The sequence below is a fragment of the Streptomyces capparidis genome, assembly GCF_054782095.1.
In genome coordinates, this window is sequence record NZ_BAAGTD010000075.1 from 1 (window position 1) to 17376 (window position 17376).

8 protein-coding genes are annotated in these 17376 nt (G+C 68.6%); 5 read left to right on the forward strand and 3 right to left on the reverse strand.

What is annotated here, in order from left to right; genetic code table 11:
* The 3 genes from ACYVO2_RS34785 to ACYVO2_RS34795 all read left to right on the forward strand — a co-directional run.
* Positions 1-965 (forward strand): helicase associated domain-containing protein (locus ACYVO2_RS34785; RefSeq protein ID WP_461012103.1); only part of this gene is annotated, 965 nt, incomplete at its 5' end.
* 221 nt (positions 966-1186) lie between these two features.
* The gene (locus ACYVO2_RS34790; protein WP_461012104.1) at positions 1187-1705 is read left to right on the forward strand and encodes a hypothetical protein; all 519 of its coding nucleotides are present in this window, start codon (positions 1187-1189) and stop codon (positions 1703-1705) included.
* Positions 1706-1885: 180 nt separating this feature from the next.
* Positions 1886-2572 (forward strand): hypothetical protein, encoded by a 687-nt coding sequence (locus ACYVO2_RS34795; RefSeq protein WP_461012105.1) that lies wholly within the window; start codon positions 1886-1888, stop codon positions 2570-2572.
* A 62-nt stretch (positions 2573-2634) separates the two neighbouring features.
* On the opposite strand, the gene ACYVO2_RS34800 is transcribed toward ACYVO2_RS34795, so the two are convergent.
* The 3 genes from ACYVO2_RS34800 to ACYVO2_RS34810 form a co-directional block, all read right to left on the reverse strand.
* Positions 2635-9513, reverse strand: coding sequence for a polymorphic toxin-type HINT domain-containing protein (locus ACYVO2_RS34800; protein ID WP_461012123.1), 6879 nt, complete (start codon positions 9511-9513; stop codon positions 2635-2637).
* 156 nt (positions 9514-9669) lie between these two features.
* The gene (locus ACYVO2_RS34805; RefSeq protein ID WP_461012106.1) at positions 9670-13188 is read right to left on the reverse strand and encodes a LamG-like jellyroll fold domain-containing protein; all 3519 of its coding nucleotides are present in this window, start codon (positions 13186-13188) and stop codon (positions 9670-9672) included.
* A gap of 1273 nt (positions 13189-14461) precedes the next feature.
* Complete coding sequence (locus tag ACYVO2_RS34810) at positions 14462-15070, reverse strand: fascin domain-containing protein (protein ID WP_461012107.1); 609 nt, start codon at positions 15068-15070, stop codon at positions 14462-14464.
* Positions 15071-16187: 1117 nt separating this feature from the next.
* Between ACYVO2_RS34810 and ACYVO2_RS34815 the strand changes: the two genes are divergently transcribed.
* Together ACYVO2_RS34815 and ACYVO2_RS34820 are read left to right on the forward strand one after the other, a co-directional pair.
* Positions 16188-16637, forward strand: coding sequence for a hypothetical protein (locus ACYVO2_RS34815; RefSeq protein WP_461012108.1), 450 nt, complete (start codon positions 16188-16190; stop codon positions 16635-16637).
* A 336-nt stretch (positions 16638-16973) separates the two neighbouring features.
* On the forward strand, positions 16974-17237 hold the full coding sequence (locus tag ACYVO2_RS34820; protein ID WP_461012109.1) for a hypothetical protein: 264 nt from the start codon (positions 16974-16976) through the stop codon (positions 17235-17237).
* Positions 17238-17376: the final 139 nt, after the last annotated feature.

Consider the following 17376-nt stretch of genomic DNA (forward strand, 5'->3'; position numbering starts at 1 on the left):
TCGACCTCGAACGCACCGACTGGCGGCGCGGCTACGCCGCGGCGCGGCGCTACCGGCAGCGCACCGGGAACCTTTTGGTGCCGTACGGGTTCACCGACCCGCAGACGCAGTACCCACTGGGGCGGTGGATCCACGATCAGCGCACCGCGTACGCGGCCGGAACCATGACCGGACTGCGAGTACGCCGACTCGAGGCGTTGGGCATGGTCTGGTCCGCGGAAGAGCTGGCGTGGGAGGAGAACCTCGCGGCCCTGGCCGCCTACGCGGACCAGCACGGCACCCTCGCCGCACCCAGAGACGCCACCGCCCTCGGCAAACAGATCGGCGTGCTGCTGTCCAACCTGCGACGCGAAGGCGGGCTCGGCAAGGACCCCGAGCGGGCCGCGCGCCGGGCGGCGCAGCTCGCCGCGCTGGACCCGGACTGGCGGCCGGCCTGGCCGATCGACTGGCAACGCCACTACGCCATGCTCCGCCAGTGCCTCGACGGCGGAGCCACACTCGCGGAGGTCCTGCCCGGGGTCACCGTCGGCGGCGTCGACGTCGGGCGGTGGCTGGAACGACAGCGGCAGCCGGCCGTGTGGACCAAACTCCAACCCGGGCAGCGCGAACGCCTGCAACAGCTCGGCGTCCAACCCGTTCCCGGACAGCAGACCGCGGACGGGGCGACGGCAGCGAACGGCGGAAAGGGCAGCGCGGCGAGCGGCGGGAAGGGCCGCACCAGCGGCACCGACGCCTTCCAGCGGGGCGTCCAGGCGCTGCGGCGGTTCCGGGACCGGGAAGGACACACACGCGTCCCACGCGGACACACAGAAACCTGGACAACCAACGGAAACGGAGACGAGGGCGGAGGCGGGCAGGAAGTGACCGTCCGGCTCGGGATCTGGCGCAGCAACACCCGCACCCGACGCCAACACCTCACACCTGAGCAGTTCCACCTCCTGGACAGGCTCGGACTCTTCGACTGAGCGCTGGGACGAGGGGGCGAACGGGTCGCCGGTCGGCCGGGTCGGCGGTCGCCGCCGCGGTGGCGGGGGTGGTGAGCCGTGAGCGGAGTGGGGCGGGGCAGCGGTCGGCCGTCGGGGCGGTTGCGGCTCGACGGGCTCGTTCCGCTGTGTTGCGTGGTTGTGACGCGGCCGGTGTGCGGTTGCCCGGACATGCGAACGGTCGGCCCGGCAGCATGGAGGGCATGGTGGGGAGAACACGCATAGCAGGGGTCGTTGCCGCGGTGTGCGGCCTGGTCTCAGCGGGACTGATCGCCCTGGTGGTGGCGGTCGACCTGGATACAGCCGGACAGGTCGCGGGCATCACCGGCAGCATCGCCGCACTCGCCGGCCTGGCCGTCGCGGTCCACGCCCTGCACCACACACCCACCACCCCGCCACCACCAGCCCCAGACCCGGGCACCACGACGAGCCCGGGCGCCGGAACGAGGCCGGGGCCGGACACCGGGACGGGGCCGGGCAGCGCTGCGCCAACGAACCCCGGCACGCGGTCGGTGACGGCCGGCAGCAGCATCGGCCGCGCCGTCACCGGCAACCACAACCACCTCACCACGCAGACACCCTCCCCGCCAGCGACCGGCAGCACCTGGACGGGCACGGCCCCGACCGGACCGGCAGGCACCGCGCCGGCGGCGCCGGAGCGTTCCGTGGTCGCGGGCGGAAACATCGGCGAAGCGATCACCGGGGACGACAACCACACATGACACCCCCACTCCCCTCGCGCAGGAAGAACAAGACCCCGCCCACCCAGCCCACCCCGGCGCCAGCCCCGGCCCCGGCCCCGGCCCCCGAGGACGGTAAGGTGCCCGACGGCGGGCCCGGCGCGAAGACACTTTGCAGATCAAGCCGCGTCGACGCCTGCCGGATAGCACATAATGTCTCACATGAGCTCTCTCAACCCCACGGACAAACAGGGCTTGCTGCGATTTCTGCGGGAATGGTACGGCACCCCAAAAACATCTAGTGCGAGATTGAAAGCGACACCCGAAACACCCAAGGAGCTTGTTGAGTGGCATAAGATCTCCGCCCAGTGGGGCGAGATCATCACTTCACACAACTATGCTATCCCCCTCCCAGACCTTGCGGCAGAGGACGGGAAAATTCCGTTCTGGGTTGAAAATCAGGGGACTTGGATTTGGGCATTTGACCCGAATGATGAGGACCACCCTGTGTACGAGCGAGAGCCATCTGACGAACCGGCTCCCTGGAAGCGGACTGGCGAGCGACTCTCAGAATTTCTCATTCACGCCACAGTCCTGGAAGCCATCCTGAGTGCTCCCGTGACGAAAGTCGCGCAAGGAGTACAAGCAGATTGGCTCTGGTCTCAGAAAGGAAGTACCAACTTCCCCTTCCCTGCCTGGAACTGGCCAGCCCATAATTCACATATCGTCTCAGGCGAGAACTGGCTGGCTCTCGTGCACCCGAGCGATGACCCCGAGGCTGGCCAAGACGTCACTCTGGCGGCGGTCGCCCAAGATAATCTCGCCTGGGCGGACAATCTTCCAGGAATCAAGTGGCGCTCATACATCAAGATTCAGGACAGCACAACCGATGAGCCACTCCCCTGGTAAATAGCAAAACCATGGCTCGGCGGCCGATCCATTTGGATCGGCCGCCGAGCCCCATTCCTTTATCAGTCAGGAAGCCCGACGAATTTTTCAGTCTTCCGCGGTGATATCACCCATAGGTGAACACCTTCGGGAAGCATGTCAGGCAAGGTGCTTCTACACGTTCCACACGTCCCCGTCGGATAGTCGATATAGAGCACGGCCTTTCTGATGCCTGGATTCATACGCAAGAACGCTGCCGCATGCGTCTCCACGTGCTCTGCATTGGCTTTGGTTCTGCCCGGAAGTTTCTTGAGAAGCCCCGACTGTCCGCCTGGACCACTGATCATCGGAAGCTGATCGACCCCGACGTCAAGAATCCCCACTGTGCGCCGGGGATAGTCCTTTTGTAGGTGCTTCAGGGACGGACCGCAATTTGCATTGTGAACCAGGATCGGTGTCTTGCCCGCAAGCACGTAGTACGTGTGGAGGCCATCCACCGTGAGGTTGTAGGTGCGTGCGTGCTTGGTGTAGGCGTGGTTGGCCCGTACGGTGGCCACGGCTCCGTTGTCTGTCAGTAGGGTCGTGCCGGGTTTCAGTTCGCCGGCGTCGACCCATCGCTCCTCGTAGAGGACCCAGAACGGATGTTCGTGTGTGGCTATGAGCTTGCTGTCGCCAGTTTGGGTGGCGATGGTCAGTTCGTTGAAGCGCTTGTCGCCCTCGGTGATGATGAGTTGGGTGACCCTTCGAGGGCCGGTCTCGCCGGTTCTGGGGTCTGTGGCGAGCACCTCGTCGCCGAGTTTGATGTCTTCGATGTTCTTGGTCGATCCGTCGGCCATCTCGACGTCGGTGCCTGCCAGGAAACATTTCTTGCATGTGATCCCGGGCGCCTCGTCAGACTTCTTCTTGGCCTTTTTCTTGGCCGCTTCCGCCAAGTCGCCGAAGCCCTTGAACATGCCCTTGGCTCCGCCTCCGAACCCGAAGAGCATCAAGCCGTCGCCGAAATCCTGTCCGGCGTTGTATGCGTCGGAGTTGGTGTCGAAGCCGAGCTTCCTTATGAAGCTTTCGTACCAGCCTTTGTCGCTGATGTTGCAGTCGAAGACACTGAACCAGCACGTAGGCTCGCTCGCCTGCTCCGCGCCGTCCAGGAGCTTCCCTACTGCACCGCCGAGGAATCCCTTGGCAGTAGAGCCCAGTTTCCGAGGGCTGAAGGGTTCTCTGTTGATGCAGATGAATGCGCCGAAGGGACAACCCATGCTGCTACTTGCCGAGGCGTAGTTGGCGCTGCCCGCTCCGGAGGTGCCTCCGGACGAGCGGGACCTGCTGCTGCTCGAGTGGTTGTGGTTGATCACCGCGGCGGCGGTTTGCACGATACCGGTGATGATGGCGGTGAGGGCGTCGAAGAATTTGCCGTCCGGGTCGGCGAAGGTGACGGGGTTGTTGTTGCTGTAGGCGTAGCCGTTGATCTGTTGGGGGTCGGTGAGGTCGGCGACGGGGTCGACGCTGATGAAGCGGCCGGTGGCGGGATCGTATTCGCGGGCCCCGAGGTGGGTGAGGCCGGTGGGGTCCTGGGTGCCGCCGATGAAGCCTCGGTCACCGACCCATGCCTTGGTCGCTTCGCCGCGGTCTTCGCCGAAGGACATGGTGCGGCGGCGGGTGAGGGTTTGGGTGGTGGCGTGGATCTGGAGGCTGGCGGTTCCGTTGTGGTCGCCGGCGAGCCAGGTCAAACCTGTGGGTGTGCGTACGGCGATGGTCTCGCCGGCGTGGCTGTAGTAGCGGGTGGCCCGGACTGTGCCGGTTGCCTTGTCGAGCCGTAGTTCGGTTTCGCCGAGGTGGAGGGTGGTGCCGGTGCTGTCCCGGCGGATGAGCCGGTTGCCGTCGGCGTCGTTGAGGTATGCGGTGGTGGTGTTGTCCGCCTCGGTGACCTTTTCGAGGCGGCCTTCGAGGTTCCACTCGAGCTGTTGCTTCTTGGCGCCGAGGGTGCGGGTTGCGGTGTTGCCCGAGGCGTCGTAGGTGTAGGCGGTGGTGGCGGTGACGGTGCCGTTGGCCTGCTTGGTCTCGGTGGAGGCCAGGGCGTGGGGGCGGGGCTGGTCGGCTGTTTTGTAGGTGTAGGTGGTGGTGGCCGGGCCGCCTGCCGCGAGGTGGTTCGTGGCGGTTTTGCGGTTGCCGGCGGTGTCGTAGGTGAAGGACTGCCAGTAGGGGGCGGGGCCGGCGACGTTGGCGGTGCTGGGGGTGGTGGTGCAGTCGGCCGTGGTGGTCCAGGCCGCGCTCAGGCGGCGGTGGCCGTCGTAGGTGAAGCACTGCCGGTCGGTGGGGCTGGTGGACTTGTCCTCGATCTCGACGGGGTTGCCGGCGAGGTCGTAGCGGTAGTGGGTGTCGGTGTCCGTCCCGGAGTGGGTTTCGGAGACCACGGTCTGGCGTGCCAGGCGCTTGGTGCCGTCTTCGTAGGTGCGGTTGATCTCGGTCCATGACGCCGTTGTGGACACGCCGAGGGTGGTGCGGATGCGCTCTCCGGCCGGCAGGTAGTCGGTGTTCTGGACGATGCCGGTGAGGCCCTTGAGTGTGTCCGGTTGGCGTTGGGCGGTGTAGCCGTATTCCAGTACTTCCTGGCCGAGGCCGCCCATGGCGGGGATGGTGCGTTTTTGCAGGGTGCCGTCGATGTTGTAGGAGTTGGTGATCGTGTAGGTGCCGGTTCCGGCGAGGTCGCCTTCGGCTCGGCTGATCGTGTACTGCTCGCTGAGGACGCGGTAGGCCTTGTCGTACTTGGCGTTGGTGATGGCGTAGACGTTGCCCGTCTTTCCGCCGACGTAGCGGATGGCGGAGGTGAGCTGGCCCTTGGCGATGGAGTCGTAGGTCCAGCGTGCGAGGTACTTCGCGTCCTCGGGGGCGGGTTTGCCGTCGACGACGGGGACCTTGCCGTCGAGCCGGCCGGTGGGGCGGCCGGTGATGTCGTAGGTGTAGCCGATGGTCTTGCCGCGGGCGTCGGTGGTGTCGATGACCTGGTCGAGGTCGTCGTAGGTGGAGGAACTGGCGCCGGAGTCGGGGTCGCTGGTGGTGGTCTTGCGGCCGAGGAAGTCGTAGCCGTAGGCCCAGGTGTTGCCGTCGCTGTCCTTGACCTGGGTGAGACGGTCCGCGTGGTCGTAGTCGTAGGTGAGCTTGGTGAACTTCGTGCTCACCTTGTTGCCGTCGTACTCCAGCTTCTCCAGGAGCCGGCCGCGGGCGTCCACCGTCTCCCGCACGGCGGGGGCGCCTGTCGGCGGTTCGACGAGCGTGGAGTGGCCGTCGTAGGTGTGCGTGGTGCGCGAGTGCTCCTTGCCCTTGGTGAGGATCTTCTCCACCGTCGGGCGGCCGGCTCCGTCGTGGACGGTCTCGGTGCCGGCGGGGGCGGCGGTCAGCAGCGTGGCGAGCTGGCCCGAGGGGCCGGTGGTGTCGATGTAGTCGGCCGAGGTCTCGACCGCCAGGCCGCGGGTGTCGTATTTGGTCTCGCTGATGACCCGGCCGGTGCCGCTGGCCGCCGGGGACTGGCTCTGCCGTGGCCGCAGCAGCGCGTCGTAGATGGCGTAGGAGGTCTGGTAGGTGGTTCCGTCGTTGTTGAGGGACTTGCTGGCCGTCCATGAGGCGGCGGTGTTGGAGATCTTGTACTCGAACTTGTAGTTGGGTGCCTGGTTGGCGGCCCGGTCGCGGTCGGCGAGCCAGACGTCGGTGAGCTGGCCGAGCGCGTCGTAGGCGAGTTCGGTGCGGTTGCCGTTGGCGTCGACGGTGGAGGTGCGCACGCCCCAGTCCGGGGCGATGTCCGTGGTGACCGTGTGGTTGAGCGCGTTGGTCTCGACCGTCTTGGTCAGAGGGCCGCCGGCGGCAGGGGTGTACTCGGTGTGCGTACGGCGGATGCCGCGGGCGTCGTAGCCGTCGGTCTGGCGTCCGAGGGCGTCGTAGGCGGCGGTGCTGGTGGTCTGGAGCTGGGCGGTGCCGTTGGTGTAGCCGGTCACGCGCTCGACCCGGGTCACGTCGCCCTTGGTGGGGGCCTTGCCCCAGGCTTGCCCGTCGTACGAGGAGCGGATGTCCGAGATGACGTCGGTGGTCTTCGGGTCACCCGTGCGCCGGGGGGTGGCGTCGCAGCCGACGGAGACCTTCTCGATCCTCTTCGGCAGGGACAGGATCCACGCGTCGGTGTTGGTGGCGTACTCGGTGAGGGTGCAGTCCTTCTCCCCGGCGGCGTCGATCTCCTCCTTGACGGGGAGGCCGCTGACCGGGTCGTACGTGGTGGTCTTGGTGGAGGTCAGCTCGCCGCCGCCGTTGAGGGCGGTGCGGGTGACGGTGCCGGCGGTGCGCACCATGTAGGCGTGGACGGTGCCGTAGGAGTGCTTGTCGGTGGCGGAGGTGCGGGACCAGGGGGTGTGGATGGTCGCCGAGACCTCGCCGCCGTTGGCGCCGTTGTAGGTGATCTCCTCGCGCAGTTGCCCGGCGTACTGCTCGGAGTCGGTCTTCGCCGTGCCCTTGGAGTCGGTGACGGTCTCCTCGCGGGTGGTGCCGTCGGACTGCTTGTCGCCGTTCATGCCGCGGTAGTAGAGGGCGGTGGTCTTCGACTGGGTTCCGGAGGGCTCACCGACCGTGGTGGTGACCTTCTGGTAGCCGCGCCAGATGCCCCAGGTGCGGTACTTGGCCGGGGTGATGGGCGACTCGTCGTCGTAGGCCCAGGCGCCGTCGTCGTGGTAGGTGTAGTCGGTCTGCTTCAGTGGGGCGCCGCCGGTGGGGTCGGACTCGGTGACCTGGGTGACGACGTACTTGTGGAACCAGTCGGTGCGCGGCTGGGGGTTCTCGCCGGGGGTCGGGTTGGACGGGGGGATCCACTTGACCGGGTAGCAGCGCTTGGTGTTGTCGTCCAGTCGGGCGGGGATGTTGGTGTCGGCCAGGCACTGCTCGGAGGAGTAGTTCACCGTGAGCTTGGAGCCGGTCTCCGAGGTGATGGTGCGCACGCGCCACTTGATGAACGGTGCGACGTCGTCGCCGACCTTGTCGACGCGGTTGTGCATCTGGACGCCGCTGAACGTCACCGGCGGCAGTTTGGCGTCGGTGCCGACTTTGCCGGTGCGCTGGATGGACTCCAGCCACAGTCCGGCGTCGGAGCCGTCGCCCGGGTCGGGGAAGGAATGCTCCAGGTGCCAGGTGTTGACGTTCCGGTAGTCGGTGTCCGCGCCGGTGCCGGTGCCCTTGTAGACCTGGGTGGTGATGTCGGTGAGCCGCTTGCGGGAGAAGAAGGCGGGTGCGGGCTGGTCGGTGCAGGGGGTGTCGGCTTTGCAGATCTGGTCGAAGGGGACGTCCGGCCAGGCGTTGCGGTTGGCTTCGGTCAGCGAGGTGCAGGTCTCCCCGCCCGTCTTGGGCAGGCAGCGCTCGGCGACGGTGAACGTGACACGGGCGGCGGCGGGCTGGGTGGTGGAGAAGACGGTGTCGCTGCGCTGGCCGTAGTCGATGCGCTTGAGGTGGCCGCCTCGGGTGTAGGCGGTGCCGTTGCCGGTGGTGCCGTTCTTGGCGTAGTGGTTGATCTCTTTGTCGTACCAGTAGGTCATGACGTTGCCGTGGGGGTCCACGACGTAGTCGAGGTTCCACCGCCAGGCCTGGGTCTTGGCGCGTGCGCCGAAGGTGTCGCCGCTGGAGTAGCCGGGTTCGCCGGAGTCGTCGCCGAAGACGGGTACGGTCCACACGGAGTCGGTTTCGGGCTTGCCCGTCGTCCAGCCGGGGAGCCGGTTCTTGCCGAAGACGTACTGGGTGCCGTCGGTGGAGGTGACGGTCCAGAACTCGCCCTTGTCGTCGGTGTCCCCGTCGTCGCCGTTGGGGGCGCCGGTGCCGAGGGTGACCCGTTCGCCGTCGTCGCTCTTGGGGTGCCATTCGCCGGTGGTCTGGTCCTTCACCAGCGGGGTGGACTTGCCGTTGAGGACGAGGGAGGCGTTGTGCTCCTTCCAGCACAGGTCGAACTTCTTGTCCTGGCCGTCGTCCTCGCAGGTGGCGTAGGAGCGTTCGATGTAGGACGCGGTCAGGTCGAAGCCCTCGCCGATCCAGGAGGGCTGGGCGCTGGTGGCGGAGGTGCGGCCGTCGACGCTCTGGGCGGAGTAGCCGATGGACAGGCTGGGGGAAGGGCCCGCCGGGGCGGGCGGGGCATCCAGCGGGTAGTTCCAGGTGAAGTCGCCGTTGGAGCCGCCCGCGGCCCAAGTGGAGGAGGGCGACAGCGGGGTCGCCTCGTAGGTGCCCTGGTCCGAGCCGGCTGCGGCGGACAGCGCGAGGACGGTCGTTCCGGAGTCGACGGAGCGCGCCGCCGGGGTGGTGACCTGGGCGGTCACCGTCTTGTCCTCGGTGTTGTTGGAGGAGGCGATCGGTGTCGTGCGGCGGCACTGCGGCTTGTCGGGGGTGGTCAGGGCGCAGGCGGGCAGCTGCACCAGGCGCAGCCGGGAGGACCAGTTGCCGCTGTAGGCGTCCGCGAAGCCGCTGTAGTCGACGGTGGTGCCCAGGCTCGCGGCGTCGGTGTCACCGTCGGCACGTGCGACGGTGAGGACCAGGCCGTCGACGCCGAGTGTGCGGGTGGCCTTGCGGTCCAGGACCTGGATGCGGGCCTGGTCGGGGGCGGCGGTGCTGCGGGAGCGCGCCGTGGAGGTGGCAGGGGTGCCGGTGGTCCGCGCCAGGGTGATGGGCAGGCCGGGGGCCTTCGCCTGCTCTCGCGGGGCATTCGGCAGGGCGACCTTCACTGCTGCCGGGCTGGGCCAGGTGACCTTCCCGGTAGCCTTGGCCTGCGTCCTCCTGGCGGCCGCTTCGGTGGGATCGTTGGTCTTCGTGATCCGCGGGTCGAAGGGCTCGGCCTTGCCGTACTCGGGCTTTTGCAGGGCGCTGTGGGCGCGCTCGGTGGCCGAGGGCGGCGGGGCGGCGCTGAGCAGGCTGGCGGTGATGGCCACGGACACGGGCAGGGCGAGAGCGGCCATACGGCGCCGACTTGCCTTGCGCCATGCCCAGTCGAGCAGCACTGAGGTGTGCCTGGACACGGGGGGTCTCCGCATGTTGAGGGCGGCATGGCGTGCCGGTGTTGTCTCCGGCACGCCGCCGCGGTCGAGAGGGGGCGCTCGGGGGGCGGGTCAGGGCTACTCGATGGGCACCGGGGGTTCGTCGACGGTGGCCAACTGGGTGATCTCCGCCTCGGACAGCACGCCGGTGTAGACGCGCAGGTCGTCGAGCTGGCCGGGCAGGTGGTTGCCGAAGGTTCCGGTGTCGTGGCGGCGTGCGCGGCCGATGGTCAGCGGTCCGGTGGGTTGGAAGGTGTCGGCGACGTGGACGCCGTCCTCGTCTCCCTGGCGCTGGCCGGTGACGTAGAGCTTGGCCGACTGGGTGACCGCGTCGTACACCCCTGCCACGTGCACCCAGCCGCCGGGCGGGTTCACCTCGTCGGAGGCCACTTGGTAGGCGGGGCCGCCGATGGCGTCGGTGCCGAACAGGCCGAAGTTCCAGTCGCCCACGGTCTGTCCGGCTTCCTGCCGGTACCACAGCCGGAAGGCGTTGCGCTGGGCTCCGGGGTGTGCGAAGACGGAGGGCGAGTGGGCGACGGCGATGTCCTCCAGGGCCGACTGCGCGGCGAGGTTCACCCATCCGGCGACCGTGAAGCTGCCCGCGTCGTCCAGCACCGCGGGCGCGGTGGCGTGGCCTTCCAGGGCGGTGTCGAGGTTGAGGACGTTGCCGTGGGCGGGATCGTCGGTGGGAGTGAAGGTGGCGCCGGGCTGGAGGGTCAGAGTGTTGCCGCGGCCCGAGCTGTCGGCGGCGATGGTGCCGGTGGTCTCGTCCACGGTCCAGTGGCCGAGCAGGGCGGCCTGGGTGTGGCCCGTGGACGGGTTTTCCGCGTTGACGATGGCCCACAGCTCGTTGTCGAAGACCACCCGGTTCCACACCTGGACCTGGTCGAGTTGGCCTTCGAAGTAGTCGGTGTGGGTGCCGCCTGCGTTTACGCGGCCCACCTGGAAGGAGCCCGGTGCGCCCCATGTGGTGGTGGAGGCGGCGGTCGCCTGGAGCTGCCCGTTGACGTAGAAGCGGATCTGCTTCTTGTTCTGGTCGTACACGCCCAGCAGGTGGGTCCACGCGCCGACGACGGGCGGCTTCCGGGACTGGGCGACGCTGGTGGAGCCGGTTTCGGCCGAGTACCGGCTGAAGGTCCAGCGGTCCTGGGTGGGTGAGTAGGCGATCTGGAAGCTGCTCTTTTGGCTGATGACGGTGGACGCGTGGCCCTTGGCGCCCAGCCGCGCCCAGGCGGAGACGGTGAAGCTGTTGGTTGTCTCCGCGGGGGGCGGGGCGGAGCCGAAGACGCTGGTGCCGTTGCCCTGCAGGCCGCCGCCGAGTCGGGCCTTGTTTGTCCAGGCGTTCGGGGTGCTGAGGGTCAGCGGGTGGTCGCCGCCCGAGGTGTCCGTCGCGGTGGTGCCGGTGCCGTCGTCCAGTGACCACTGGGCCACGGGGTCGGCGCCCTTGGCCACCTTGAACAGGTAGTCGTAGGTCGGGCTGGGGTTGCCCGCGCCGTCGAACGTCTGCACACGAAGGGTGTTGGTCAGCCGCTTGTCCGGTGCCGCCTCGATCTCGTAGGAGGAGGTGTTGGCCGTGAAGGTCTTGCTGCCGAGCTTGACCCCGTTGAGCCACCAGTCGTAGCGGCGAACGTCGCTCGCCCCTGCCGCGACCTTGAACGCGGCGGTCATGCCGACGCTTCCGTGCTCCGGGTCGGCCGTGTCGCAGACGGTGCCCGCGCACTCGGGGTACACCGCGGAGGTCACCGTCGGCGTCGGCGGCCCCTTGGAGTCGACCTTGAAGTAGCAGTAGCCGGACCACGGGCCGTACAGGTAGCCGGTCGCCCCGTTGTAGGTGTACCGGTACTCGGTGCGGGCGCGGAACTTGTAGGTGGCGCCCTCCTCCAGGGTCGAGGTGACCGCGGTGCCGGCGGTGCCGCTGGCGGTCCAGGTCGTCGGCTTCAGGGACGTGGGGGATGTGCTGGTGCCCTTGTACAGCTCGAAGTTCGGGCGCAGGGAGGCGTTGGATGCGTCGCTGGAGGTGGGAGTGGCGGTGAGCCGCGGCGTAGCGTCCCGGATGACGGCCGGGGCGGTGGAGGCCGAGCAGGAGACCTTCGGGTCGGACATCTTCACCGACGACGGCTTGCTGTTCGGCGGGGTCACGTAGGTGATCGACAGCCGGGGCGCCCTGGTGGAAGTCGCGTCGGGATCGAGCGGCGACATGAACTGTTTCCACGCGATCGGGTCGTCCTCGTCGGCCCGCAGGCCGAGCGTGGTGAGGGTGTCCTTGGCCTTGGCGGTGTGGGCGACGGCCGCGGTGGCGTCGAACTCGATGTCACCGTCGGGGCAGTCCGAGGAGTGTCCCTTGGCGGCGGAGACCGTGTCCACCTTCGCCGACCACTTCGGCGGGCGGCTCCACGTGGTCGAGGAGAAGATCTGGCTGGTGCGCCACAGGTCGATGTTCTTCTTGTCGCAGTTCGCCGACCAGATCGCGTACGGGGTGAACGTCGCGTTCAGGATCTTCTTCCCGGCCACCCTGCGGGTGTCGAACTGGAAGAGGGAGCGGGCCTTCTTGTTGTCGACGTAGGCGTCGTAGCCGACGCCGAGAGCGTGCTTGGTCTTCCAGAAGCTGGTGCCGGGCGAGTTGGACCACAGGCTCGTCCAGCCGGTCAGGGCTGCCTTGACCGCGGGCGGGTCCAGCACGACGGGGAAGACCGTGGCGTCGTCGGTCAGGAAGTCCTGGTCCGGGACGATCGACAGCGCCTCGTCGGAGGCGTCGGTGTCCGCCACGCTCGTGCGGGACGTGGCGGACGGCCTGAGGGTGTCCGCCACGTCCAGCGGATCCTGGCCTTCGGCGGAGTCCCGTACGGCGGCCCGCCGGGCCGGCGCCGAGGAGGTGCCTGCGTCCCACATCAGCGCCGAACCGCTGGAGATGACCGCGTGACCACCGGCGTCGACGAGCGTGGCGGTTCCGGCATCGCCCGCCCGTACGGACAGCCCTTGGGTGTGCACGGGGAACCGGACGGTTCTCAGGGCGGGATCGGCGGCGGCTTCGCGGGTGTGGAGCACCAGGTGATAGGTGAACCCGTCGGGGTGCACCTGCACGGCCAGGTCCACGTCGGGGAGCACCGAACGGTACACGGCGGCGGATCCCTGGACCTCGGGTTTCGGGAGTGGCCAGGGGGAGGACAGGGCGTACTGCCTGCCGCCGATCGCCATCCGCGCCAGTGGAGCGTCGCTGCCACCCCCGGACAGCGCGATGTCCTGCGCGGCGCGGGGGACCAGGCTGCCGTCCTGCCGCTGGAGCAGCGTGGTGTCGACCGCGGTCCATTTGCCGTCCTTCAGTACGCGTTCGGCGGAAGTGGCGGTCTCGGCGGTGAAGGTGCCGTCGGGGTTGGCGTACACCGCGGTGGTGGCCGTGGTCAGGTCTGCGACTTCGACCCGCTGTCCTGATGCGACCGCCGTTTTCGAAGCCTGCTCTTCTGCCGTTGTGGCGGGAAGGACGTCGTCCTCCCAGAACTCCTTCCCGCGTGCCGCCTCGTCGGCCGGGTCACTGGAGGCTGCCTCGCGGGCCTCGGCCTGCTCGCCGCCTCCGGTCGCAGACGCCGCGCCGGCGCCCACGGCTGCCTCTGTGGTGATGCCCGCCAATGCCAGCAGTGCCGCGGCGGCCGTCACCGCCCCCCGCCGCCCTCTCCAGCGATGCCCTCGCTCCGCCATCCCCGCCCCCCACGAATCCAAGATCTTGTAAAGATCATGTGAGCGCAGGCAACGCTAGCCAGGCCAAGGAGCGGACAACCAGTAGCACTTATAGGCACAACAAGGGACAAGAACGAGCACGGTTGGTGTGACGTGCAGCACGCCCTGGGAGACCTGTTGGTGACCTTTCAGCCACCTTGGAGTGCTCCCGGAACCGGCATCACGGGCCACAAGAAGCTGCATCCCTCACACAGGCTCCTACCGGCGGCCGGTCAAGAACGCGCCCGTGGGACGCCGATCCCGTGACCGATGGTCGCACTCTGCCGCTGCGGCAGGTGGTTGTGTGGATGTGGCATACACGCAGGCAGCCACTCGGTCGGTCGGTTCGAACGGAGCGTGATCACCTGCCGTCCGCCACGGGGTGGGAACCCGGGGCGGGCGGCGGACTTCCGGTCAGGGGCTCGCTCGACCTGGCGGCGTCGGTGGCAGAAGCTGCCAGTGGCTTGTTCCTGTCGGCACTCATGGCGCCGACGGCCGCCAGCAACGAGGCCGCCGGGCGACGGGGGCGTCGGAGCCGAAGGCGACCGCCACCCGGGCACGCCGCAGCGGAACGCAGGGGTTGAGGGTGCGCGCTCCCCGGCGAGCCGCTCGGCGTAGATTCCGTCCTCCCCGCCCCAGACGGCGTCGAACGCGGGTTGGACGGAGGCGATCACGTCGAGCTCGGCGAGCGGGCCGGGGCCTCCGCATCCCCGCGTCTCCTGGGAGGTCGCGCCGGTCGGGCGCCTCGAATTCACCCTGCCTGCGTCACCCGATCAAGCACGGGGCGCCAGTGAGCGTCAGACCTGGCAGCGGCACGGCAGTGCACTGGAGCAGGCGGAAGATCCTGGCCCCGCCGACGCCACGGCTGCGTCACCTACCACGCGGCAGCGCCGCCCTGTCACTCTGTGAACGCCTTCGCTCCACTCGTCGCCGGACCCGTCTGGCACCACCCGAGGCCTGCGCTCTGCGCCCGTCGCCCACTCGGCTCGATGCCTGCCCACCCACTCCCGATTTGGTGCCGGCCCGCCGAGGACATCGGCCGGCCGGCACCGGGCATCGAGGGGGAGACAGCCGTCGGCGCGAAGGTGATATCCGCAAGCCAAGGCGGTCCGTCAGAAACGCCCGCACCTTGGGGCGAGCTGCCGGCGAATCAGGGCGTTCAGTTCTGCAAGTAGAATTCTTCCCAGCTTCCTCCGATGCCATTCGAGCGAGCTCTGAGGACATACTGGAGATCAGCGGTGTAGTCGTTCTCCATCGTGACAAAAAGTCCGTTGAGTTCGGACTGGAGAGCATAGGCGTTGTTCTGCTGGTTGCGCCAAAGAGTGAAGCGCTCCCAGCTGCCGACCGTGGCGGATCGAGCGCGCAGCACGTTCTGTGAGTCACCGGTGTAGTTGCGCTCCACGGCCACGTACAGGTTGTTCGCCGTGGACTTCAGCGAGTGGGTTTCCGTTCCCTCGTCCCACACCAGCTCGAAGCTCTCCCAACCCGCGACGGTCGCCGAGCGGGCCCGCAGCGCGCCCGTGTGGGGGGATGCGTAGTCCAGCTCGGTGGTGACGTAGTTGTTGTTGCGGCCAGAGCGCAGCGAAACCCTCTCCGCCGCGCTCGCGGACGAGACCGCGCGCGGATGCGACGGCCGGGCCGGTTCGTCACCGTCCACGATCCGCCAGACACCGGGCGCCTCGCGCTGAGCGGCGGTCGCAGGCGTTGCCAGCACGGATGTCACCAGCATGCCCCACAGAGCCAGAACAAGGGCACCTTTGCGCCTCATGACCGATCACCTTCCGAATTCAGCATCGTCTTGACCATCTCGAATTCCGCAATTTTGCGTTGCGCACTCATGCCGAGCGGCAACCATCGGGATCGAAGCTGCTCGCGGGCGAATAGGATGTCCGGCAGTCTTCCTGGGCAGAGGGACTCGATTCACTTTGCCGCGGCACCACTGCCGGTGCAGGGTGAAACGAGCAGCTTGTCCCCCCATTCAGCTCCCAGCGGCCGCGGAGGCGCGGCGCCCGGTCCGGGTGTCGCCGTACACGGCATCCTTACGCCCTGGCCCTGGGCGGCATACTGACACGCTTGATCCCCACAGGCATCCACCGGAAGTATCCGCCGCGCGCCCGGGAGCGCGAAAGCAGCACCACCCAAGCCGCCGCCCACCGCGCCGATGACGTGCGGGGGTAACCGTCGAGCACCTCCACCGCCAGCACCCGCTCCACGCACCGGTTCCACGGTCGGTGTACGGACCGACGCGCGGCGCACCCGGAATGAGGGAGTTCCCTGGTCATGTCGGACCATCAGACACTCCAAGGAGAGGCGCGCTGTGCCCAGGTGGACGCCGGGTGCCATGGTCGTGGTACTGCTGCTCGCAGCCGGTTCCGCCGGCTGCGTCCATCCGGCGGCAACGCCTGCTCCGGGCAGAGCCCCAGTGCGAGCGCCAGTGCCCCGCGGACGGGCAAGGAGGGGCAGGCGCGCCGACGCGGCCGTCGAGGCCACCCGGCCCCTGTTCTCGGCGACCATCCGTGTAAGGATGGTCAGTGAGGGAACAGTGACCTCCAGTCGCATGTCGGTCAACGGCGCGGGCGAGTGCAGCGGCACCCTCACCGTTGGCGGGACCAACGTTGAACTGCTCAGAAACAGCCAGCATCTGTACGTCCGGGCGGAGAAGTGGTCGTTCGGCGCCGCGTCCACGGACAAGGCCGACGGCCGCCGGCTGCGGTGGGACCGCCGGGACACCGACGACTACGAGGCGTTCCTGTGCGAACCGGACCACCGAATCGGTCGCTATGCGGACTTCACGGCTCACAGCGCCGTCCGCAAGGGCACCCCCATGGAGTCGCTGGGGAGGACGACGCGCTCCGCGCTCTGGACGGCATGGTGTGGAGTCTGGCATGAGCGCACCAGAGGGCACCCGAGACCCGAGCAGGCTGGGCCGCAGGTCGCTGCTGATGCTCGCGGCGTTGGTCGCGGCGCCGGGGGCGGGATGTGACGACAAGGTGTCCGATACCGGCGGGCTGCTGTCCCTTCACCGCGAGGGCGGGCTGAAGGGGACGTGGGGCAAGATCCGTGTTGATGAGGACGGGACCTTCCTCACCCGGCACGAGACGTCGGACGAGACGGAGGGCCGACTCCCCGCAGAGGAACTGGAACGTCTGCGCGATCTGCTGAGTTCCGTCGACTTCCGCAGCCTGCCCGGGGGCAGTGTCAGTGACTCGAGCACTGACCGCTACCTGTACCGGCTCACTCACCAGGGGCACACCATCACCACCGACATGACGAGAAAGCTCGGAGCAGTCGACGAGATCATCATCGCGCTCAACCCGCGCCTGGCTGCCCGGTGAAAGCGGTCGCCGTCCTGCGCTTGGTGCTGATCGGTGCTCTGCTGCTCGGTCCGTGCGGCACTGCCCGTGCCGACACCCCCGTCGGCACGGGCGCAGGCGAGGGTCCCCCCTACGCGTAATCCCCGGAACATCGGCCTCCTGCTCCGCAAGACGGCGCGGGGGAGGAAGCCGAGACCGCCTGGCGTGCCGCAGCCGATGCCGGACACCCCGACGCCGCCTGCTACCTCGGCCTCCTGCTCGGTCTGGCGGGACGGGAGGGGGAGGCTGTGGTGGTGCTGGAGGGCACGGCGCAGGCCGGGCACGAGCAGGCCCGGCAGGCGCTGCGATGACGCCGCTGTGCTGCTGGAGGACCTCGAGGCGGGCCGGTGGGTGCCCAGCGGGGCGGGACGGAACTTCGCCGAGGGCCTGGCCCGCCTTCCCTGGGGCATGCCCCACCTCCGCGCCGCCTTGGACCACGTGCCGCACGGGGCGCGCGGGGGCCGGCTGCTGGACGTCCTGGTCCCGGCCGTCGAGGTCCTGGGCCAGGCGGCTGCCGACATCGACCAGGCGCTCGTGGTGCAACTGCGCCTGCTCGTCGACGCACTCGCCTCCGCGCCCTGACGGCCCGCCCGGCGCCGGGCGGCGGTCCCCCGGCGGGGCTCGGCGGGGGCCGCTGTCGGGCCACCGAGCCGGAGGCTCCCGCGCGGCCGCGTGGTCGACTGCGGAGCTGCTGCGCGCCGCCATCGACGACGTCCGGTAG